The sequence below is a fragment of the Burkholderia sp. BCC0044 genome, from assembly GCF_902832955.1.
Classification (GTDB): Bacteria; Pseudomonadota; Gammaproteobacteria; order Burkholderiales; family Burkholderiaceae; genus Burkholderia.
In genome coordinates, this window is record NZ_CADFDO010000002.1 from 655,281 (window position 1) to 675,980 (window position 20,700).

Genomic DNA, 20,700 nt, shown 5'->3' on the forward strand with positions numbered 1-20,700 from the left:
TCACGCTCCATGACGCGGATCGAAGACGTCGCGCAGCCCGTCGCCGAGCAGGTTGAACGCGAGGCTCACGAGCAGGATCGCGATGCCGGGCAGCGTCGCGACCCACCACGCGTCGAGCAGCACGTTGCGGCCCGACGCGACCATGAAGCCCCATTCCGGGCTCGGCGGCTGCGCACCCAGGCCGAGAAAGCCGAGGCCCGCGACGGTCAGGATGATGCCGGCCATGTCGAGCGTCGCGCGCACGATCACCGACGACATGCACAGCGGCATGATGTAGCGCAGCAGGATGCGCGGGCCCGACGCGCCTTGCAGCCGCGCCGCGTGGATGTAGTCGGCCTGCGCGATGCGGATCGTTTCGGCGCGCGCGAGCCGTGCATACGCGGGCCACGCGGTGATCGAGATCGCGACCACCGCGTTGATCACGCCGGGCCCGAGCGCGGCCGCGAACGCGAGTGCGAGCACGATCTTCGGGAACGCGAGCGCGATGTCGGTGATGCGCATCAGCACGCTGTCGACGAAGCCGCCGCAATAGCCGGCCGTCGTGCCGATCAGCAGGCCGATCGGCACGACGATCACGACGACGAGCAGCGCGATGCCGAGCGTGAGTCGCGACCCGGCGATCAGCCGCGAGAGGATGTCGCGGCCGAGCTGGTCGGTGCCGAACCAGTGCGACGGCGAGCCGGGCGGCAGCAGCCGGTCGGCCAGCACCTGGCGCAGCGGATCGTGCGGCATGATCAGCGGGCCGACGATCGCGACCGCGATCAGCGCGAGCAGGATCGCGAGCCCGAACAGGTTCAGCGGATTCGTGGCGAACCGGCGCCAGCGTCGGTACGCGAGGCCGAACGCGGCCTGCGAGCGCGACGCGGGCGCATCGGACAGCAGCCACGCGCGCAGCGTGAGACGCTCGGCATTCATGATCGGGTGGCCTTCGGCATGGGTGGAGCAAGAAGCAGGATGGAAACGGTCATATCGAAGCGGCCCTCAGCGCGCACGCGGATCGAACACGCGGTACAGCGCGTCGGTCAGCAGGTTGACGGTGATGAACATCACGCCGATCACGAGCGTCGCGCCGAGCACCGCGCTCATGTCGGCGTTCAGCAGCGCGCCGGTCAGGTACGAGCCGAGCCCCGGCCACGCGAACACGATCTCGGTCAGCACCGAGCCTTCGAGCAGGTTGCTGTACGTGAGCGCGATCACGGTGAGCAGCGGCACCGCGATGTTGCCGAACGCGTGCCGCCAGATCACGCGCCGCTCGGACAAGCCCTTCGCACGCGCGGTGACGATGTATTCCTGGCTCAGCTGGTCGAGCATGAACGAGCGCGTCATGCGGCTGAGATACGCGACCGAGTAGTAGCCGAGGATCGCCGCCGGCAGCGCGATATGCGACACCGCGTTGCGGAACACGTCCCACTCGCCCGCGAGCGCCGCGTCGAGCAGCAGGCTTCCCGTGCGCGGGTCGACCATGCCGTCGTACACGGGATCGAGCCGGCCCGGGCCGCCGACCCAGTGCAGCCGCGCATAGAACAGCAGCAGCCCCATCAGCCCGAGCCAGAACACCGGCACCGAATTGCCGATCAGCCCGACGAAGCGCGCGATGTGGTCGATCGGCCGGTTGTGCTTCACCGCGGCCGCGACGCCGAGCGGCACGCCGATCGCGATGCCGATCAGCGTCGCGATCGTCGCGAGTTCGAGCGTGGCCGGAAACACGCGCTTGATGTCGTCGAGCACCGGGTTCGCGGTCAGCAGCGACACGCCGAGATTGCCGTGCAGCACGTCGCGCACGTAGATCAGGAATTGCGTGACGAGCGGCTTGTCGAGCCCGAGCGCGATGCGCTCGGCCGCATACGCTTCGGCCGACGCGCGATCGCCGAGGATCGCGAGCACGGGATCGATCGGCACCTTGCGGCCGATCACGAACGTCAGCGCGAGCAGCCCCGCGAACGTGACGGCGAGCGTGAGCGCCCAGCGCAGCACGCGTAGCGCCCAGCGCACGGCCGGGCGCCGCGCGGGCAGCGTGCGCAGTGCTTCGAGGGAGGAGGCGGGAGTCGACATGCGGCGAATCTTATTGCTTCTTCAGGTTGCGGTACGACACGAGATCGTTGATCGGCCCGACGTCGAGCCCGCTCACGCCGGGCCGCGTCGCGACCTGCGCGACTTTCTCGAACATGATCACGAACGGCGAGCGCGCGAGCACTTCCTTCTGCATCGCCTGATACAGCTGCGCGCGTTTCGCGGCGGTCGGTTCGGCGAGCGCGGTGTCGGTTTCCTTGGTCAGTTGCGGGATGTCCCAGCTATTGCGCCAGGCCAGCATTTTATAGCTCGACTTGTCGGCGTTATCGGGATTCCACGTAAAACCCTGCGCGTTGCTGTGCGGGTCGATGTAGTCGGCCGACCATTCGCCGATGTAGATGTCGTGCTGGCGCGCGCGGTATTTCGCGAGCGTCTGCTTGTTGTCGCCCGGAATCAGCTGCACCTTGATGCCGGCTTGCGCGAAGTTCGCCTGCACGGCCTGCGCGATCTCCGTGTACGGATAGTCGTTGCGCACGTCCATCGTCACCGAGAAGCCGTTCGACACGCCGGCCTTCGCGAGCAGCGCCTTCGCCTTCGCGACGTCGAGCTTGTACGGGTTCGAATTCAGCGTGCCGAGGAAGCCTTCGGGCAGGAAGGTCTGGTGCACCTTGTAGGTCGTCTTCACCACGTTGGCCTGGATGCCCGCATAGTCGACGAGCCACTTCAGCGCTTCCTGCACGTCGGGCTTCGCGAGCGTCGGGTTCTTCGTGTTCAGGCCGAGATACAGCAGCGTCGCTTGCGGCGAGGCCGACACCTTCGCCTTGCCCGATTTCACGACCGACGCGAGATCGTCGGGGCTCAGGTCGCGCGCCGCGTCGACGTCGCCGTTTTCCAGCAGCAGGCGCTGGCTGGCCGCTTCGGGCACGTGGCGCAGCACGATGCGCTTCATCGCGAGCGGCAGCCGGTAGCCGTCGAAGCGTTGCAGCACGATGCTGTCGCCGGCCGCCCACTTGACCAGCTTGTAGGCGCCGGAGCCGGCTTCGTTGGTCTTCAGCCACGCGTTGCCGAAGTCGTTGCCCTGCTGGTGCGACAGCAGCAGCTTCTTGTCGAGCACCGACGCGGGCCACGAGCCGAGCACGTTCAGCACGAAGGTCGGCGCGTACTTGCGGTCGGTCGTGACCGACACCGTCTGGTCGTCGAGCTTCTTCACGTTCGCCGCGACGTTCGCCTTCGTGAGGCCGATGCCGGTCAGCACCGCGGCCGGCCCCTTGTCGAGCAGCACCGCGCGCTGGATCGACCATGCGACGTCGTCGGCCGTCAGCGGATTGCCCGAGTGGAACTTGAGGCCGGCGCGCAGCTTGAACGTATAGGTCAGGCCGTCGGCGCTCACCGTCCACGATTGCGCGACGTCGCCGTTGAATTTCGACGGATCGCGCAGGTCGACGCGCACGAGCCGGTCGTACGTGTTCGCGACGTATTCTTCCGGCACCAGCTCGTAGATCTCGCCCGGGTCGAGCGTCGTGAATTCGTCGAGCAGCGTCGCCATCACGAACATGTCCTTCGGCGTTTCCGCATGGGCGGCGGAAAGCGGGGCGACGGCGAGAACGGACGCCGCGGCCAGTGCCGCGACGAGCCGGGAGGTCGGGAGTTTCATGGGCGCTTCTCCATCTGTCGTTTGAGTCGTTGAACGTGAACGTGCATGAAAAAGGAGGCGTGCAGCGTCGTCACATCAGCCGCCACGGGCCGCTTGCCGCATTGTCGATCTGCGGCAGCGCGTGCGAGCCGGGCAGTTCGTAGTGCCACCATTCGCTGTCGATGTGCGCGAAGCCGGCCGCATGCATCACGCCGAGCAGCAGCAGGCGGTTGCGTTGCACGGGCTCGGGCAGCCCCGCGTGGAAGTGGCCGGACGCGGCCACCATCTCGTCGAAGCCGGTGCCCATGTCGAGCGGCTCGCCGTTCGCGCCGACGAGCGTCAGGTCGAGCGCGGTGCCGCGGCTGTGATTCGAGCCGCGGCCGAGATCGGCGATGAAGTTCGGGTCGGGCAGGAAATCCCACAGCACCTGTTGCGCCTGCGGCGGCCGGTATGCGTCGTAGATGCGCAGCGTGAAGCCGGCCTGCGCGGCGACGTCGACCGCGCGGCGCAGCGCGGCTTCGGCCGGCGCCAGCAGCAGACAGTGCGCGTTACGGTAGATCGGCTTGCCGGTCAGGTTGCGGTCGGTCGCGTAGACGAGATCGATGTCGACGCGATGCGTGGCGGGCGTGATTTCGACGAGGCGGTGATCGTTCATCGGCAGGGCGGGCTCGCTCATGATTCGAATTGGTCGAACGTGCGCTGCAGTTCGCGGTTGCGCGCGACGCGCTGATCGACCGCGGGGCCGAGGCGGTCGACCACGGCCGTGATCAGCAGGTTGAACAGGCAGGTGAGCGGCGCGAGCGAATCCCAGAACTGGCCGACGTCGGTTTTCACCTGCAGCAGGTCGGCCGGCCATTCGCGCGCCCACGGGCAGGACAGATCGGTGACCAGCGCGAACGGCTGCCCGCGCTCGGCCGCCGCCTGGCAATAGCGGCGCGCGCTGCGCGAATACGCGCGCGTATCGGTGACGACGCAGTACGGCCGCTCGAATTCGGAGTTCAGCGAATCGACGTACGAGCCCGACTGGCCGTCGGAATAGAACACGCGCGGGCGCAGGTATTCGAGGTAGCTGCTGAATGCGTTGCTGATGCCGCGGGTCGACTGGATGCCGAGGATGAACACGGCGTCGGCATGCGCAATCCGGTCGGCCACCTGCGCGAACGCGGGGCCTTCGGCGAGGCGGTACACGTGGCGGATCGCGTCGAGTTCGCGCTCGAGCGACGACGCGAGCGTGCCGTCGCTGCCGTTGCGTTCGGCGGGCGGCGCGCCGGCGACGCGGCGGTATTCGTCGAGCCGGTCGGTGATCATCCACGGGCGATCGTCGCCGCCGCGCAGTTCGCGCTTCAGGTCGTCGAGATTGCGGTAGCCGACGCTGCGCAGGAAGCGCCCGACCGAGATGCCGCTGGTGCCGGCCTGCTGCGCGATCTGGTCGGCCGTCTCGAGCCCGAGCCGGTCGAGGTTCGCGAGCATGTAGCTCGCGATGCGCTTGGCCGTCGGCGTGAGCTCGGCATAGCGGGATTCGACGGTACGGGCGAACGCGCAGGTCATCGGCTGTTAGATCGTTGTCGTTTGTTGATCGAATGTCATCCATCTAACAAAACCAAAATCAATCGCGCCAGCGGATAAAAACTATGGAGTGATGGGAGGTGATAGGGCCGAAGGAGCGATCCTGCGGCAGGTGAAAAAGGCGTCTTTATCTCTGTCAGGCATATTTTGCGTTTATGCCTGACAGAGATAATTCATTCGATCTGCCGGTCGCCCATGCGGAAATCGCGCGTTTCGGTATGCACAAGGTGCCGTCGGTCGCGCGCTACGATCGTGCGCTGCGTCGTGACGAACGGTTCATTGCAATGACGCCGCACGTGACGCGGTTCCGGTCCCGGGCCGGGCGGGTGAAAGCCGGCGCATCCGCATTTTTCCCGTTCCGGTTCGCGCGATCAGGAAACCCGAATCGATGGCATTGGGCCGCCATCGCGCGGTGCGCATATCGACGTCATCTCGTCACCATCCGCCCCTGCTGCATCGCAATAATTACAAAGTTAAAGCCGATCGGATTAAGTCATTAATTCAGGTTAATAATTCATTTAATTTTTAGATGAATATGGATTTAACTTGCGTCACGGGATGTTCGATTTTCGGTAATTCGAAAAACGGCAAGTATTCCGTAATGGAAATTCTCTCTATTGATGGAATGAAGAGGAAATCATGACGAATCTTTCTCGACGCAAGATGTTGACGAGTACGGCCGGCGCCATTGCCGCCGCGGGCATTGCGGTAACGGCGAAGGCGGCTTCGTTCGGTAATCCGGACAGCCCGCCGGAAGGCGCGGTGAATGCGCGCAACCGCCAGAGCCTGACCGACCCGGGGCCTAAAAACCCGGCCATCGCGAATCAATTCCCGTCTTTTCAGGATCCGCCGGCCACCGATATCAACGGGATGCCGTTATTCTGGGCGTCTTTCAATAATGCGCATAAACGCATTCAGAATGGCGGGTGGGCGCGCGAAGTCACGCAGGACGATTTCGCGATTTCCGAAACCATTTCCGGCGTCAACATGCGGCTGACGCGCGGCGGCATTCGCGAGATGCACTGGCACCAGCAGGCCGAGTGGGCGATCATGCTCGACGGCCGCTGCCGGATCACGGTGCTCGACGAACTCGGGCGGCCGTCGGTGCAGGACGTCAAGACCGGCGATCTCTGGTATTTCCCGCCCGGCCTGCCGCATTCGCTGCAGGGCCTCGGCAGCGACGGCGCAGAATTCCTGCTCGCGTTCGATAACGGTCGCGCATCGGAATTCAACACGCTGTTGCTGACCGACTGGATCGCGCATACGCCGCCCGACGTGCTCGCGCTCAACTTCGGCGTGCCGGCCGACGCGTTCAGGAACGTGCCGCTCGACAACCTGTGGATCTTCCAGGGCGACGAACCGGGCCCGCTCGCGGACGCGCAGCGCGCGTCGGCCGCATCGGCCGGTGCGCCGCCGCATCCGTTCATCTTTTCGCTCGGCGACATGAAGCCGGTCAGGAAGACGCGCGGCGGCGAGGTGCGGATCGCGGACAGCACCAACTTCAACGTGTCGACGACCGTCGCGGCGGCGCTCGTCACCGTGCATCCGGGCGGCATGCGCGAGCTGCACTGGCACCCGAACGCCGACGAATGGCAGTACTACCTGCAAGGCGAGGCGCGGATGACCGTGTTCGACACGGGGCCGAAGGCGCAGACGGCCGACTTTCGCGCGGGCGACGTCGGCTATGTGAAGAAGAGCCTCGGGCACTACGTGCAGAACACCGGGCAGACCGATCTCGTGTTCCTCGAAATATTCAAGACCGACCGCTATGCGGAGGTGTCGCTGTCCGACTGGCTCGCGCACACGCCGCCGAAGCTCGTCGAAGCGCACCTGAACGTCGCGCCGGACGTGATCGCGCAGTTTCCGCGCAATCGTCCGGACGTCGTGCCGCTGTAACGTCGGCATCGTCCTGTCATGGCAGGCATGCGGCGTGCGACAGGCCGGCAGGCCGGTCGCAGCACATGCGCCCGAATCGGCCCTCTCATTCGAACGGAATACCCTCCATGATTCCCGTCCCGAGCAAACCCGCCGGCGGCCTCGCGCTGCCGGGCCTGCCCGCCGAACCCACCGACGGCGCGGCGCGCGCCGCGCTGGAAGGGCGCCGCACCGGCGTTACCGCGCTGCTGCCGTTCGTCGGCCCGGCCGTGATCGCGTCGATCGGCTACATGGACCCCGGCAACTTCGCGACCAACATCCAGGCCGGCGCCGCGTACGGTTACCGGCTGCTGTGGGTCGTGCTGGCCGCGAACGCGATCGCGATGCTGTTCCAGGCGATGTCGGCGAAGCTCGGCATCGTGACCGGCCGCAACCTCGCCGAGCTGTGTCGCGACCGCTTCCCCGCGCCGGTCGTGTGGGGCATGTGGGTTGCGTCGGAGATTGCCGCGATGGCGACCGACCTCGCCGAATTCCTCGGCGGCGCGCTCGCGTTCGGGTTGTTGTGCCACCTGCCGCTGTTCGCGGGGATGATCGCGACCGCGTTCGCGACCTGCGCGATCCTCGCGCTCGAAAAACGCGGCTTCCGGCCGCTGGAAGCGGCGATCGCGGCGCTGGTCGGCGTGATCGGCGCGTGCTATCTCGGCGAACTGCTGATCGCGCCGCAGGACTGGCAGGCAGCCGCGTTCCATCTGGTGGTCCCGCAGATTCCGGATCACACGGCGCTGACGATCGCGGTCGGCATCATCGGCGCGACGATCATGCCGCACACGCTGTATCTGCATTCGGGCCTCACGCAGGCTCGCACCGCGCCGCGCGACGACGGAGAGCGGCGGCGGCTCGTGCGTTTCTCGAACCGCGAGGTCGTGATCGCGCTGGGGCTCGCCGGGTTCGTGAATCTCGCGATGGTGATGATGGCGTCGTCGGCGTTTCATGCGGCCGCGCCGGGCATGACCGACATCGGCGACGCCTATCACACGCTGATCCCGGTGCTCGGGCCGGCGGCCGGCGCGCTGTTTCTCGTCGCGCTGCTGACCTCCGGCGTGTCGAGCTCGGTGGTCGGCACGATGGCGGGGCAGGTCGTGATGCAGGGCTTCATCCGCCGCCGCGTGTCGATCTGGGTGCGGCGCGCGGCGACGATCGCGCCCGCGTTCGTGGTGGTCGCGCTCGGCTGCGACGTCACGCGGGCGATGGTGGCCAGCCAGGTCGTGCTGAGTTTCGTGCTGCCGATGCCGATGATCGCGCTGCTGATGCTGTCGGCGCGCGAGGACGTGATGGGCGCTTACGCGATGCGGATGCCGCTGCGGATCGTCGCCGGCGCGGCGACGGTCGTGATCGTCGGGCTGAATGCGTACCTGGTATGGGCGGCGTTCAGTTGAACGAATGCGGTCCGGCGCCTACTGCTGCATGTCCGGCGCTTCGCGCAGCCGCCAGATCGCGTTGCACTGCTGGCCGCCGAGGCTCGTCGCGCGCAGCGTGATGACGGCGCCGGCGACCACCTGGTACCAGAAATGCGCCATCAGTTCGGTGCCCTTGCGCTGCGCGTGACCGTCGACCAGCACCTCGCACAGCAGCGGCGACGGCGAGCCCGACGGATGCGTGACGTAGACGTTCAGCCGGGCGATGTCGCGGGTCGCGGTGAACACGATTTCGTGATTCCCGCTGCCGACGAGCATCGTGCCGCCCGGTTCGTCGATCGCCTGCAGGTAGGCGCCCGCGCTTGCCTCGAGCGCGGCGGACGCAACGGTCAGCCCGGCCGATTGCACGTACTCCGTCGCCGCGATGCGTGCGGCGACTGCCGCGGACGGCGCCGGCGTGCCGTCCGACAGCGCGAACGGCCTGCCGTCGCGCAGCGCGGCGTCGGTGTGATTCGCGTAGTAGCGCCACCGGTCGAGGAAGCGGATGTCGCCGGTCATGTGCAGCGCGCGGATCGGCTCGCCGTGATACCGGAGCGTCGTCGTGCCGCTGCCCGCGTCGAACGATTCGTGAATGCCGTACTTGCTGACGAAGTTCTGGACCGGGTCGAGCAGCGCCGTTTCGCCTTGCGCGCTCCACAGGTGCAGGAACGTCGTGTCGATGCCGAAGCATTCCTGGAAATCGGTGCCGATGTGGGCGATGCAGTCGCGCAGGTGGTCGGCATAACGCGCCCATGCATCGGCGGTTCCTGCGACGAGCCCCGCCTGCAGCGCACCGCCGTGGCGCGCGTTGACTTCGTCGACGACGAGGCGCCAGTGCTCGTCGCGCCGCTCGCCGATCAGCGGCGTGACGACGAACGTGCAGAACAGCGGGTCGGGGCACACGTGGAGCCGGTCGTCGCCGATCTGCGAGAACAGGTCGAACTGCGGCGCGCAGAACCAGATGTCGGCGTCGTACAGCGCGAGCTTGCGGATCTGCGGGTGGCGCGCGCAATACCCGGCGGCCTCGATGAAGCGGCCGACCGGCAGCGCGTAGGCGCCCGATGCGTCGATCACGTCGACCGACTCGCTCGCGAGAATCTGCCGCTTGTGCTCGGACAGCCCGTAGCCGATCACGGCGATCCGCCCGTCGTAGCCGGCGTGGCGCAGCGACAGCAGGAACGGCACGAGCATTTCGTACCACGCGCGGTTGTTGTCGTTGATCGCCACGCACACTGCGTGCTCGCTCGAATGCATGTTCTCGTCCCGTTACGTGTGCCCGGCGCGGTAGCCGCGCGGTGCCGGTCATTGTAGATCGCCGCGGGCCGCACGGCCGGCGCAAGCCCGGCGCCGGCACGGCGGGCCGCGGCGATTACCCGCGCGGCGGCGTGGCCACGCGGGCAGGCAGCCGCGATTATTTCGCGAGCGTCCGGTATGACACGAGGTCGTTGATCGGCCCGATTTCCGGCCCGGTCGCGCCGGGGCGCGTGGCGACCTGCACGACCTTCTCGAACATGATGATGAACGGCGAGTTCGCGAGCACGGCCTTCTGCAGCGCTTCGTAACGCTGCGCGCGCTTCGCGGGCGACGGCTCGACGAGCGCGGCCTCGGTGTCCTTCGTCAGTTGCGGAATGTCCCAGCTGTTGCGCCACGCGAGCATCTTCGTCGGCGACTGGTCCGAGTTATCCGGATTCCACGCGAAACCGCGCGCGTTGCTGTTCGGGTCCATGTAGTCGGGCGACCATTCGCCGACGAAGATGTCGTGCTGGCGCGCGCGGTACTTGCCGATCGCCTGCTTCGCGTCGCCCGGGATCAGCTTCACGCGGATGCCGCCCTGCGCGAAGTTCGCCTGCAGCGCCTGCGCGATCTCGAGGTACGGATAGTCGTTCGGCATGTCCATCGTCACGTCGAAACCGTTCGGCAAGCCGGCCTTCGCGAGCAGCGCCTTCGCCTTCGCGACGTCCTGCTTGTACGGCCGCGCGTTCGACGTGCCGAGGAAGCCTTCGGGCAGGAAGGTCTGATGCACCTTGTAGGTCGTGCTGACGATGTTGCGCTGGATGCCGTCGTAATCGACGAGCCACTTCATCGCCTGCTGCACCTCGGGCTTCGCGAGGTTCGGGTTCTTCGTGTTCAGGCTCAGGTACAGCAGCGCCGACACCGGCCACGACGCGATCTTGATCTTGCCGGCCTTCGACAGCGCGGCGAGGCTGTCGGGGCTCAGGTTGCGCGCGGCGTCGGCGTCGCCGTTCTCCAGCAGCAGCCGTTGCGCGGATGCTTCCGGCACGTGGCGCAGCACCACGCGCTTCATCGGGTACGGCGTGCGGTATTTGTCGAAACGCTGCAGCACGATGCTCTCGTTCGGCGTCCACTTGACGAGCTGGTACGGGCCCGAGCCCGCGTCGTTGGTGCGCAGCCAGCCGCTGCCGAAATCGTTGCCCTGCTGGTGCGACAGCAGCAGCTTCTTGTCGAAGACCGAGGCCGGGCACGCGCTCAGCACGTTGAGCACGAAGCTCGGTGCGTACTTGCGGTCGGTTTCGAGCACGACGGTTTGCGGATCGACCACACGCACCTTCTGCGTGACGTTCGCCTTCGTGAGGCCGAGATCGGCGAGCACGCCGGCCGGCCCCTTGTCGAGCAGGATGGTGCGCTGCAGCGACCACGCGACGTCGTCGGCGGTGACCGGGTTGCCGGAGTGGAACGTGAGGCCCGGGCGCAGCTTGAACGTGTAGGTCACGCCGTCGGCGCCGACCGTCCACGATTGCGCGATCTGTCCGTCGAAGCGCGTCGGGTCCTTCAGGTCGACGCGCACCAGCCGTTCGTAGGTGTTCGCGACGTATTCGGACGGCACCAGCTCGTAGATCCCGCTCGGGTCGAGGGTCGTGAATTCGCCGAGTTGCGTGGCGACGACGAAGATGCCGGGCGGCGTGGCGGCCTGCGCCGGCAGCGCCGGAACAAGCGCGACGAGCGCGGCGCTGACGAACAGCCGGGACAGCAGGTGCTTCATGCGGGCTCCATCGAAAGGGAATCGTGGTGCGATTCTCTCATCGACGGGCAGCCGGATGAAAATATTCGGCAGGCGCGCCGTGTGGCGCGCAGTGGCAGGCAGGCGGGCCGGGCGGGCGCCCGGCGCCGGAGGACGTCAGATCGCGCAGCGCGCGACCGCGAAGCGCATCGCTTCCTCGGCCGGTTCGTTGCCCGAGCCGCGCACGACCTTGATCACCGAGCCGTTGCCCGACGGCGTCAGCGTGACGAAGTACGAATTCGAGCCGACGGAGATATCGGTCACGCCGTTGTGCTGCGATTGTTCGGTGCCCGACAGGCGGCTGTCGAGGCAGTTCGCGACCGCGTAGGCCGGACGTTGCGACGACACGTAGATCATCGGCGCGGCGCCCGAACTGGCCGAGCCGGCCGAATCGGACGAGGGCGCGGAACCGCAGGCGGCGAGCAGGGCGGCGGGAAGAAGCAGCAGGAATCGTTTCATGGTGGTCGTCGGGTGTCTCGTATCGAGGCTGGGGCGCGGGGTGGCGAAACGCGAAGCTTCGCGACGAAACCGCCCGGAATCGGGCCGTTTTTGACGGACGGCGATGCAACAGGCGGCTGACGACGGAGTATACCGGCAGCATTTGACGCCGTTGGCGCGTTGAAACGATTCGATACAACAAGCGCCCGCTGCCGGACGAGCGCTTGCTTCGGTTGTCGTCGTGACCGCCGGATCGCCCGGTCGTCGTGCTGCCGGCGCGGGCCAGCCGCCGCCGCGCCTGCGGATCAATGCGCGCCGGCCGCCGCCGCATCGGCATCGCCGCCGCCCGAGCGCGCCGGTTTCGTGATCCAGATCAGCGGGATGATCGCGATGAAGATGATCGCCGACACGTAGAAGATGTCGTTCAGTCCCATCACGGCCGCCTGCGAATCGACCGATGCATTGAAGAACGCGAGCGCCGAATCGGGGCTCAGGTGCAGCAGCGAACGGGACGTGTCGAGCTGCTGCGTGAAGACCGGATTGGTGACGCTCGCCTGTTCGGTGAGCCGCACGTGATGCAGGATCGTGCGGTCGTTCCACGCATTGCTGATCAGCGACGTGCCCACCGCGCCGCAGAACGTGCGGCCGAAATTCGACAGGCCGGCCGCGGCCGGAATCTTGTCCGGCGGCAGCCCGGACAGGATGATCGACGTCAGCGGCACGAAGAACATCGCCATCGGAATGCCCTGCAGCAACGTTGGCAGCACGAGATCCCAGCGCGACACGTCGGTGTAGAACGTCGTGCGCATCATGAACACGACGGCGAAGCCGACGAACGCCGTCGTCGCGAGATAGCGCGGATCGGTGCGCGGCAGCAGGCGCCCCATGACCGGCGTGAGCAGGATCGCGAACACGCCAAGCGGTGCGGTGGCGAGCCCCGAATCGACCGCGCGGTAGCCGAGATAGCCCTGCATCCATTGCGGCAGCAGCACGAGCGTGCCGAAGAACATCCCGTATGCGACAGAGATCGCGATCGTGCCGCCCGCGAAGTTGCGCTGCGTGAAGAGGCGCAGGTCGACGATCGGGTTGGCCTCGTTCAGCTCCCATACGAGGAAGAATGCGAAGCCGATCAGCGCGACGATGCCCAGCGCGACGACGACGGGCGAGTTGAACCAGTCGAGATCCTTGCCCTTGTCGAGCATGATCTGCAGCGACGCGACCCACAGCACGAGCAGCAGCAGGCCGACCGTATCGATCGGCAGGCGGCGCGTGGCCGATTCGCGCTCGCGGAACACGAACCACGTGACGGCCGCCGCGAAGAAGCCAACTGGGATGTTGATGTAGAAGATCCACGACCAGTTGTAGTCGTATGTGATCCAGCCGCCGAGCGACGGCCCCGCGATCGGGCCGACGAGCGCGGTCATCGACCACAGCGCGAGCGCCGTCGACGACTTCTGCCGCGGCCACGCGCCGAGCAGCAGCGCCTGCGACAGCGGCGCGAGCGGCCCCGCGACCGCTCCTTGCAGGATCCGCGCGGCGAGCAGCGTCGGCAGGTTCGGCGCGATCCCGCACAGCCACGACGCGAACACGAACAGCGGGATCGACGTGACGAACAGGCGTACCTGGCCGAAGCGCTGGGTGAGCCAGCCGGTCAGCGGAATCGACACCGCGTTCGCGGCCGCGAAGATCGTGATCACCCACGTGCCTTCGTCGACCGACACGCCGAGATCGCCCGAGATCGTCGGGATCGCGACGTTCGCGATCGACGAATCGAGCACGTTCATGAACATGGCGAGCGAGACCGCGATCGTGCCGATGACGAGCTTGCCGCCCGACAGCGGCGCCTGGGGTGACGGAGATGACATGGTGTTCCTGCGTGATGAAAGGCGGGCCGCGGGGCGTACGCGCCGGCAGCCGCCGCGCCCGCGCGTGCGACGCCTGCGCGGACGAGCCGCGATGCGGGCGGATACGCACGGCGTGCGAGCGGCCGGCCAAGCGGAGCGCCGCTCGCGCGCCGCGTGCGGTTCAGGCGTTCAATCGGATCGGCGAAGCCGTGACGGGCTTCGGGACGCGGGCAGGCCGGTCAGGAAGGCGCGACGCGCGTGATGCGTCGGCGGGCAGCGCTCAGGTGGCTGCCGTAGCGTGTGTGGTGGTTTTTCATCGCCACAGGCTAACGATGCGGCGAGCGGCGATCAACGCTCGCATGCTCATTAATTCCTTTCCTGCACTGCAATAATGCAGCGGACGTGCATCGATTACGGGCCTTACGGCGCAGTCCGCCACGCGGTAAAGACTTCCGTCAGGAATTCGACGAACGCGCGCACCTTGCTGTCGAGCGTCGCGCGCTTCGGGTAGAGCGCGTGCAGCTCGACGTCGTCGGTGCGATGCCAGTCGGGCAGCACGATTTCGAGTTCGTTGTTTTCGATCCGCCGCGTGGTGAAGTGGGTCGAAATCAGCGCGATGCCGCCGCCGCTCGCGGCCTGGCGCAGCACCGTGACCGATTCGTTCGAGATCAGCACGGGCCGCACCGGCACGTCGGCGACGTCGCCGGCTGCGTTGGTGAGGCGCAGCGTCAGGCCGGGCGTGTCGCGGCCGACGAACAGGATGTCGTGATCGGCGAGATCCTGCGGCGTGTGCGGGCGGCCCGCGCGGTCGAGATAGTGCGGGCTCGCCGCGAACTTCGCGTGCGACCAGCCGAGCGAGCGCGCGACATAGCCGGAATCGGTCAGCACCCCGGTGCGCAGCGCGACGTCGAAGCCGTGTTCGACGAGGTCGAGCGCGCTGTTGTCGTAGATCAGCACGAGCTGGACCAGCGGGTAGCGCCGGCGAAACTCGGCGAGCGCCGGTTCCAGTTCGAACAGGCCGATCGCGTAGGGCACCAGCACGCGCAGCGTGCCTTCGGGCTCCGTGCGCAGCGCGCGCACCTGGCGGTCGGCGTCGAGCAGGAGCTCCTCCGCGCGCAGGCAGCGTTCGTAATAGTCGCGCCCGGCTTCGGTGACGGACACGCGGCGCGTCGTGCGGTAGAGCAGCTGGACGCCGAGGTCGTCCTCGAGCTGCCTGACCTTGCGGCTCACGCGGCTGAGCGGCATGTCGAGTTGCGTGGCGACGGCGGTGAAGCTGCCGCGCTCCACCACGCGCAGGAATATCCGGATGCTCTCGAGGTCCATGCGATTCGTTTCAGTGTTCGGCCTGCGCGCATCTTACCGTCGCGGGCCGGATCGCTGCAGGTCGAGCCGATTATCCCGCCCGGCGCAATAACGCATCCCGCCGCCGCCCCGTAGTGGCGGCCGGCGCGCGACCGTATGCTCGCCGCATGAAATTCGCCTTCCCCAGCATGCCGCCGCTCGCGGCCGTCCGGGCCGCGCTGCGCGACGCGCGCCCGACGCTGCCGCCCGGCGCGCTTGCCTTCGCGCTCCGCAATACGGCCGCGTCGCTGCTCGCGCTCTATATCGCGTTCCGGATGAATCTCGACGATCCGAAATGGGCCGCGTCGACCGTGTGGATCGTCGCGCAGGGCAGCCGCGGGATGGGGCTGTCGAAGAGCCAGTACCGGATTCTCGGCACCGCGATCGGCGCGGCCGTCGCGCTCGCGCTGACCGGCGCGTTCGCGCAGACGCCCGAGCTGTTCCTGCCGGCGCTGGCCGCGTGGATCGGCCTGTGCGCGGGCATCGCGACGTTCCAGCGGAATTTCCGCGCATATGCGGCGGTGCTCGCCGGTTATACGGCCGCGATCGTCGCGATGGACGCGGTATCGGCGCCGCTGCACGCATTCGATATCGCGGTCGCGCGGTTTCTTTACGTGGTGGTCGGCATCCTGTGCGCTGCGCTGTTCGACACGGTGTTCGCGCCGGGCGCGCCGCTGCAGGATGTCCGGACGCGGCTCGCGCGCTATCTCGAGCGCGCGGTGGCGGTCGGCGCGGGCGCGCTGCGCCGCGAGCCGAACGGCGCGGCCGCGCACCGGCTGTTCGCGGACGCGCTCGAACTCGACACCGCGGCGGAATATGCGGCGGCCGGCGCACCGCCGGTGCGCGGCGCGATCGGCCATTTGCGCGCGGCGGCGCTCGGCGTGCTGACGGCGCAGGCGGCCGCGCAGGCGATCCGCGAGCACGCGGCGCGCGCGCACGATGCGCCGGACCCGCTGGTCGACGAGGCCGCGCGCGTGCTCGACGGTATTGCCGCATCGGGCGACGCGGCGCCGCGGATGGCCGCACTGCGCGCACGTGTGGGCGATGCGCTGCGTGCCGAGGCCGCCGCGCCGGCTGCGCCGGACACGTCGCGCCTGCTCACGCTCGACCGGCTGGCGGCGCTGCTCGGCGGGTTCGAGCGCGCCTTCGCGAGCCAGGCGTTGCTCGACCGGCCCGAGCTGCCGCCTTCGCGGGTGCGCTACGCGTTCCACCGCGATCCGGTGCTCGCGTGGCACAACGGCCTGCGTGCGTTCATCGCGGTGCTGGCCGCGTCGACGATCTGGATCGTCACCGCATGGCCGGCGGGCGGCGGGTTCGTCGCGATCACGGCCGTGGTCGGCTCGCTGTTCTCGACGCGACCGAACTCGGTGCGCGCGGCCGTCGGCTTCCTGAAAGGCACGGTCGGGGCGGCGGTCGCGGGTGTCGTCTGCAACTTCATCCTGCTGCCGGCGGTGTCGGGCTTCGAGATGCTCGCCTACATCCTCGGTGTGTTCCTGATCGGCACCGGGCTTGCGATGCGTCATCCGCGCACGGCCGCGATGGGCAGCGCGTTCTCGATCTTCTTCTGGAATTTCACGTCGCCGGACAATACGACGCGTATCGGCGACGCCGCATTCCTGAACAGCGTGCTCGCGACGCTGCTCGGCATCGCGTTCGGCGCGCTGATCTTCGCGCTGGTGTTTCCCGGCGATCCAGGCACGAGCCGGCGGCGTCTGCACCGCGCGATGCGTCGCGATCTGGCGGAGATCGCGCGCGATCCGGGGGCATGGCACGCAAGCGCGTGGCTGAGCCGCACGGCCGACCGTCTCGCGCGCGAGCTCGGTTTCGCGGGCAGCCTGCCGCAGACGCTGATCGAGCGCGACATGCGCGACCTGCTCGCGATCTGGGGAATCGGCGACAGCCTGCTGTCGCTCGCCGAACTGGCCACGCGCGAGCCGGCCGCGCGCCGCGCGGCAGCCGTGGTGCGCGCCCGCGTCGCACGGGCGGATTTCACGCGGCTCGAACAGACTTGCGCCGCGGCGGCCCGCCTGTTGCGCGCTCGCATGGCCGCGCGCGACGGCGACGCCGCGCAGGCGTTGCTGAACGGTATCGTCCTGCTGCGGCGGATCGCGGACGCAACCGCCGAGCACGACGGCTTCCTGCGCGGCCGCCGCGATTGAGCGGCGCGAGCCGGGTGAAGCGCGTCAGGTGAGGCGGTACGACGGGCCGGGCGTCACTTCGGCCGGCAGCGGCTCGCGGTTCAGTTCGAGCAGCGTGCGCTCGATCTGTCGTGTCATCGCATCGAGCGCGAGATGGTTCGGCCCGTCGCCGAACGGCTCGGCGATCGCATGCGCGATCGCGTCGAGCGCGATCAGCGTATAGGCGACGAAAACCGTGACGAAGGGTGTCGCCGCACCGATCGAATCGACGAGGCCGAACGGCAGCAGCACGCAATATGCGTAGATGGTCCGGTGCAGCAGCACGTCGTATGAGAACGGAATCGGCGTCGATGCGATGCGCTCGCAGCCGCTCACCATCGCGACGAGCTCGTCGAGGCGCGCATCGAGCATCCACAGCCGCGTGTCGGCGAGCTGGCCCGCATCGGCGCGCGCGGCGAACGCTTCGCGCAGCGCGTGCACGATGACGACCGGGCGAAACCGGGAAGCGGCGACGCGCTCATAGGTGACGCCGTCGAGCAGCCCGCGCAGGTCCGCGGCCGGATCGGTGCCGCGCAGTTGATGCTTGAGCGCGTAGACGAACGCGACGACCGTGCGCACGAACGCGCGGCGCGACGCGTCGTCACGGTCGACCGCGCCGTAGCAGAGCGCCTGCGACACCAGCGTGCGCGTGGCGGTCAGCACGCCGCCCCACAGCTGCCGGCCCTCGCGATAGCGTTCGTAGCTCGCGTTGTTGCGAAACCCCGCGAAGATCGCGAGCGTCAGGCCGATCAGCGTGAACGGCGTCGGGTTCAGCGGCACCTTCTCGCCGAGCACGCGGCCGCCGCCCCACACGGCGACGAGGCTGATCGCGAGCGTCAGCACGAGCTGCGGCAGGATGGTCGGCAGCACCGAGCCGTTCCAGACGAGCAGCATCCGCAGCCAGTGCTCGCGCGGACGAACGATCATCGTCGTGCTCCGTCAGGCGGCGATCGACGCCGGCGCGGCCGCGCGATGCAGCAGCACGGGCACCGACTTCGACGTCGGCGTGTTGCACACGTCGCCGACGCTGTCGAGCGGCACGAGCGGGTTGGTTTCCGGGTAGTACGCGCCGATGCAGCCGCGCGGGATGTCGTATTCGACGAGCAGGAAGCCGTTCGCGCGCCGCTCGATGCCGTCGTGCCACACGGTTTCCATGTCGACCCAGTCGCCGGCCGCGAGGCCCAGCATCGCGAGATCGTCGCGGTTGACGAACACCACGCGGCGCTGGCCGAACACGCCGCGATAGCGGTCGTCGAGCCCGTACACGGTCGTGTTGTACTGGTCGTGCGAGCGCGTCGTCATCAGCGTCATCAGCCGCTCGCCGTGCAGCGCGCGGGCGCGCTGGATCGGCGTGTCGGTCGGCAGCGCGTGCGCGATGAAGTTCGCCTTGCCCGTCGGCGTCAGCCATTCGCGGTCGCGCGACGCGACGCGCAGGTGAAAGCCGCCGGGCCGCGCGATGCGCGTGTTGTAGTCGTAGAAGCCGTCGAGCGTCGCCTCGATCGCATCGCGGATCTTCGCGTAGTCGTCCTTGTAGGCGAGCCAGTCGATCTTGCCGCTGCCGAACAGCGCGTGCGCCATATGCGCGACGATCGCGGGCTCCGACATCAGGTTCGGCGACGCCGGCTTGTTCATCCCGTACGACACGTGCACCATGCTCATCGAATCCTCGACCGTCACGCCCTGCGCGACGTTGTCCTGCAGGTCGATCTCGGTGCGGCCGAGCGTCGGCAGGATCAGCGCGTCGCGGCCGTGGATCAGGTGGCTGCGGTTCAGCTTCGTCGTGATGTGCACGGACAGCTCGCAGCGGCGCATGCCTTCCCACGTGCGCGGCGTGTCGGGCGTCGCCATCGCGAAGTTGCCGCCGAGGCCGATCAGCACCTTCACGTGGCCTTCGAGCATCCCTTCGATCGTCTCGACGACGTCGTAGCCGTGATGCCGCGGCGGTTCGAACTCGAACACGTGGCCGAGCCGGTCGAGGAACGCCTGCGACGGCTTTTCCTCGATACCGACCGTGCGGTTGCCCTGCACGTTCGAGTGGCCGCGCACCGGGCAGAGGCCCGCGCCGGGACGGCCGATGTTGCCGCGCATCAGCATCAGGTTGGTCAGCATCTGCACCGTGGCGACCGAATGCTTGTGCTGCGTGATGCCCATTCCCCACGTCGCGATCACGCGTTCGCTGCGCGCATAGAGCTGCGCGAGCGCGTCGATCTGCTCGTACGGCACGCCGCTTTCGGCGATCAGCGCGGACCAGCTTTCGGCGCGCAGATCGTTGGCGAACGCGTCGAAGCCGGCCGTGTGCGCGTCGATGAACGCGGTGTCGAGCACACGCGGCGCACCGGCGGCGCGGGCGGCGTCGTCGAGTTCGAGCACGCGCTTGGCCATTCCCTTGATCAGCGCGAAATCGCCGCCGATGGTCGGCTGGATGAACGTCGATGCGATCTTCGTGCCCGACATCGTCAGCATCTCGAGCGGGCTTTGCGGATCGGCGAAGCGTTCGAGGCCGCGCTCCTTCAGCGGGTTGATCGACACGATCGTCGCGCCGCGCTTCGCGCACTCGCGCAGCTCGCCCATCATCCGCGGGTGGTTGGTCGCGGGGTTCTGGCCGAAGATCAGCAGCGTGTCCGCATGCTCGAAATCGTCGAGCGTGACCGTGCCCTTGCCGACGCCGACCGACGCCGGCAGCCCGCGGCTCGTCGCTTCGTGACACATGTTCGAGCAGTCGGGGAAGTTGTTGGTGCCGTACAGCCGCACGAACAACTGGTACAGGAACGCCGCTTCGTTGCTCGCGCGGCCGGACGTGTAGAACGCGGCCTGGTTCGGGTCGGGCAGCGCGCGCAGGTGGCGCGCGATCAGCGCGAACGCGTCGTCCCACGCGATCGGCACGTAGCGGTCGGTCTGCGCGTCGTACACCATCGGGTCGGTGAGCCGGCCGTGCTGTTCGAGTTCGAAATCCGACTGTTCGAGCAGTTCGGTCACCGTGTGCGCGGCGAAGAATTCGGGCGTCACGCGCTTGCTCGTCGCTTCCGCGGCCACGGCCTTCACGCCGTTCTCGCAGAATTCGAACGTCGACGCGTGCTGGCGGTCCGGCCACGCACAGCCCGGGCAGTCGAAGCCGTCCGGCTGGTTCTGGCGCAACAGCGTCCGGTAGTTGCCGCCGGCGACCTTTTCCTTGATCAGGTTGATCGTGACGGCTTTCAGCGCGCCCCAGCCGGCGGCCGGGTGGGTGTACGGTTCGATGCGCGCGGTGGCGGATTTCTTTTTCATGATGCAGGTGTCGGGGGCGATGCGTGCACAGTACGCGCGGCACCCGTGCGGCTGTGTGTACACCTGTTCACTTCAAAAA

At 67.9% G+C, this 20,700-nt stretch carries 15 protein-coding genes; 3 read left to right on the forward strand and 12 right to left on the reverse strand.

The features are described from left to right. From nikC to HWX14_RS11565, 5 genes are all read right to left on the reverse strand, one after another. Positions 1-915, reverse strand: a complete 915-nt coding sequence (nikC, locus tag HWX14_RS11545; protein WP_175882834.1) for a nickel transporter permease — start codon at positions 913-915, stop codon at positions 1-3. A 66-nt stretch (positions 916-981) separates the two neighbouring features. Beyond that, positions 982-2,052 carry an ABC transporter permease gene (locus HWX14_RS11550; RefSeq protein ID WP_175882835.1) on the reverse strand — a complete coding sequence of 357 codons (1,071 nt, stop codon included), beginning with the start codon at positions 2,050-2,052 and terminating at the stop codon, positions 982-984. A 10-nt stretch (positions 2,053-2,062) separates the two neighbouring features. Then, positions 2,063-3,664, reverse strand: coding sequence for an ABC transporter substrate-binding protein (locus HWX14_RS11555; RefSeq protein WP_175882836.1), 1,602 nt, complete (start codon positions 3,662-3,664; stop codon positions 2,063-2,065). Between the two features lie 70 nt (positions 3,665-3,734). Then, positions 3,735-4,298: a D-alanyl-D-alanine dipeptidase gene (ddpX, locus tag HWX14_RS11560; RefSeq protein ID WP_175883561.1), complete on the reverse strand. Its 564-nt coding sequence runs from the start codon at positions 4,296-4,298 to the stop codon at positions 3,735-3,737. A 17-nt stretch (positions 4,299-4,315) separates the two neighbouring features. Next, the gene (locus tag HWX14_RS11565) at positions 4,316-5,191 is read right to left on the reverse strand and encodes a MurR/RpiR family transcriptional regulator (protein ID WP_175882837.1); all 876 of its coding nucleotides are present in this window, start codon (positions 5,189-5,191) and stop codon (positions 4,316-4,318) included. A gap of 657 nt (positions 5,192-5,848) precedes the next feature. Here HWX14_RS11565 and HWX14_RS11570 point away from each other — a divergent pair. Both HWX14_RS11570 and HWX14_RS11575 read left to right on the forward strand, forming a co-directional pair. After that, positions 5,849-7,105 carry an oxalate decarboxylase family bicupin gene (locus HWX14_RS11570; RefSeq protein ID WP_175882838.1) on the forward strand — a complete coding sequence of 419 codons (1,257 nt, stop codon included), beginning with the start codon at positions 5,849-5,851 and terminating at the stop codon, positions 7,103-7,105. A 107-nt stretch (positions 7,106-7,212) separates the two neighbouring features. After that, the gene (locus HWX14_RS11575) at positions 7,213-8,520 is read left to right on the forward strand and encodes an Nramp family divalent metal transporter (protein ID WP_175882839.1); all 1,308 of its coding nucleotides are present in this window, start codon (positions 7,213-7,215) and stop codon (positions 8,518-8,520) included. A gap of 18 nt (positions 8,521-8,538) precedes the next feature. Here the strand turns inward: HWX14_RS11575 and HWX14_RS11580 are convergent, their stop codons facing one another. From HWX14_RS11580 to HWX14_RS11600, 5 genes are all read right to left on the reverse strand, one after another. Continuing rightward, on the reverse strand, positions 8,539-9,792 hold the full coding sequence (locus HWX14_RS11580) for a hypothetical protein (protein ID WP_175882840.1): 1,254 nt from the start codon (positions 9,790-9,792) through the stop codon (positions 8,539-8,541). Between the two features lie 157 nt (positions 9,793-9,949). Further along, a complete protein-coding gene (locus tag HWX14_RS11585; protein ID WP_175882841.1) occupies positions 9,950-11,539 on the reverse strand; it encodes an ABC transporter substrate-binding protein in 1,590 nt (529 codons plus the stop codon). A gap of 135 nt (positions 11,540-11,674) precedes the next feature. Then, on the reverse strand, positions 11,675-12,016 hold the full coding sequence (locus tag HWX14_RS11590) for a sugar ABC transporter ATPase (protein WP_175882842.1): 342 nt from the start codon (positions 12,014-12,016) through the stop codon (positions 11,675-11,677). Positions 12,017-12,300: 284 nt separating this feature from the next. After that, positions 12,301-13,860, reverse strand: a complete 1,560-nt coding sequence (locus tag HWX14_RS11595; protein WP_175882843.1) for a DHA2 family efflux MFS transporter permease subunit — start codon at positions 13,858-13,860, stop codon at positions 12,301-12,303. 399 nt (positions 13,861-14,259) lie between these two features. Continuing rightward, the gene (locus tag HWX14_RS11600) at positions 14,260-15,162 is read right to left on the reverse strand and encodes a LysR family transcriptional regulator (protein WP_175882844.1); all 903 of its coding nucleotides are present in this window, start codon (positions 15,160-15,162) and stop codon (positions 14,260-14,262) included. A 146-nt stretch (positions 15,163-15,308) separates the two neighbouring features. Here HWX14_RS11600 and HWX14_RS11605 point away from each other — a divergent pair, with 146 nt between their 5' ends. After that, entirely contained in the window at positions 15,309-17,339 is a 2,031-nt protein-coding gene (locus tag HWX14_RS11605) for an FUSC family protein (protein WP_175882845.1), read from the forward strand. A gap of 24 nt (positions 17,340-17,363) precedes the next feature. Here HWX14_RS11605 and HWX14_RS11610 read toward each other — a convergent pair whose 3' ends face one another. Then, on the reverse strand, positions 17,364-18,284 hold the full coding sequence (locus HWX14_RS11610; RefSeq protein WP_175882846.1) for a bestrophin family ion channel: 921 nt from the start codon (positions 18,282-18,284) through the stop codon (positions 17,364-17,366). Between the two features lie 12 nt (positions 18,285-18,296). Further along, positions 18,297-20,621 (reverse strand): FdhF/YdeP family oxidoreductase, encoded by a 2,325-nt coding sequence (locus HWX14_RS11615; protein WP_175882847.1) that lies wholly within the window; start codon positions 20,619-20,621, stop codon positions 18,297-18,299. Positions 20,622-20,700: the final 79 nt, after the last annotated feature.

What these genes read in the sequence shown, in the direction of transcription:
- nikC (WP_175882834.1), bottom strand. Translation starts at nt 915, where the DNA reads ATGAATGCCGAGCGTCTCACGCTGCGCGCGTGGCTGCTGTCCGATGCG.
- HWX14_RS11550 (WP_175882835.1), bottom strand. Translation starts at nt 2,052, where the DNA reads ATGTCGACTCCCGCCTCCTCCCTCGAAGCACTGCGCACGCTGCCCGCG.
- HWX14_RS11555 (WP_175882836.1), bottom strand. Translation starts at nt 3,664, where the DNA reads ATGAAACTCCCGACCTCCCGGCTCGTCGCGGCACTGGCCGCGGCGTCC.
- ddpX (WP_175883561.1), bottom strand. Translation starts at nt 4,298, where the DNA reads ATGAACGATCACCGCCTCGTCGAAATCACGCCCGCCACGCATCGCGTC.
- HWX14_RS11565 (WP_175882837.1), bottom strand. Translation starts at nt 5,191, where the DNA reads ATGACCTGCGCGTTCGCCCGTACCGTCGAATCCCGCTATGCCGAGCTC.
- HWX14_RS11570 (WP_175882838.1), top strand. Translation starts at nt 5,849, where the DNA reads ATGACGAATCTTTCTCGACGCAAGATGTTGACGAGTACGGCCGGCGCC.
- HWX14_RS11575 (WP_175882839.1), top strand. Translation starts at nt 7,213, where the DNA reads ATGATTCCCGTCCCGAGCAAACCCGCCGGCGGCCTCGCGCTGCCGGGC.
- HWX14_RS11580 (WP_175882840.1), bottom strand. Translation starts at nt 9,792, where the DNA reads ATGCATTCGAGCGAGCACGCAGTGTGCGTGGCGATCAACGACAACAAC.
- HWX14_RS11585 (WP_175882841.1), bottom strand. Translation starts at nt 11,539, where the DNA reads ATGAAGCACCTGCTGTCCCGGCTGTTCGTCAGCGCCGCGCTCGTCGCG.
- HWX14_RS11590 (WP_175882842.1), bottom strand. Translation starts at nt 12,016, where the DNA reads ATGAAACGATTCCTGCTGCTTCTTCCCGCCGCCCTGCTCGCCGCCTGC.
- HWX14_RS11595 (WP_175882843.1), bottom strand. Translation starts at nt 13,860, where the DNA reads ATGTCATCTCCGTCACCCCAGGCGCCGCTGTCGGGCGGCAAGCTCGTC.
- HWX14_RS11600 (WP_175882844.1), bottom strand. Translation starts at nt 15,162, where the DNA reads ATGGACCTCGAGAGCATCCGGATATTCCTGCGCGTGGTGGAGCGCGGC.
- HWX14_RS11605 (WP_175882845.1), top strand. Translation starts at nt 15,309, where the DNA reads ATGAAATTCGCCTTCCCCAGCATGCCGCCGCTCGCGGCCGTCCGGGCC.
- HWX14_RS11610 (WP_175882846.1), bottom strand. Translation starts at nt 18,284, where the DNA reads ATGATCGTTCGTCCGCGCGAGCACTGGCTGCGGATGCTGCTCGTCTGG.
- HWX14_RS11615 (WP_175882847.1), bottom strand. Translation starts at nt 20,621, where the DNA reads ATGAAAAAGAAATCCGCCACCGCGCGCATCGAACCGTACACCCACCCG.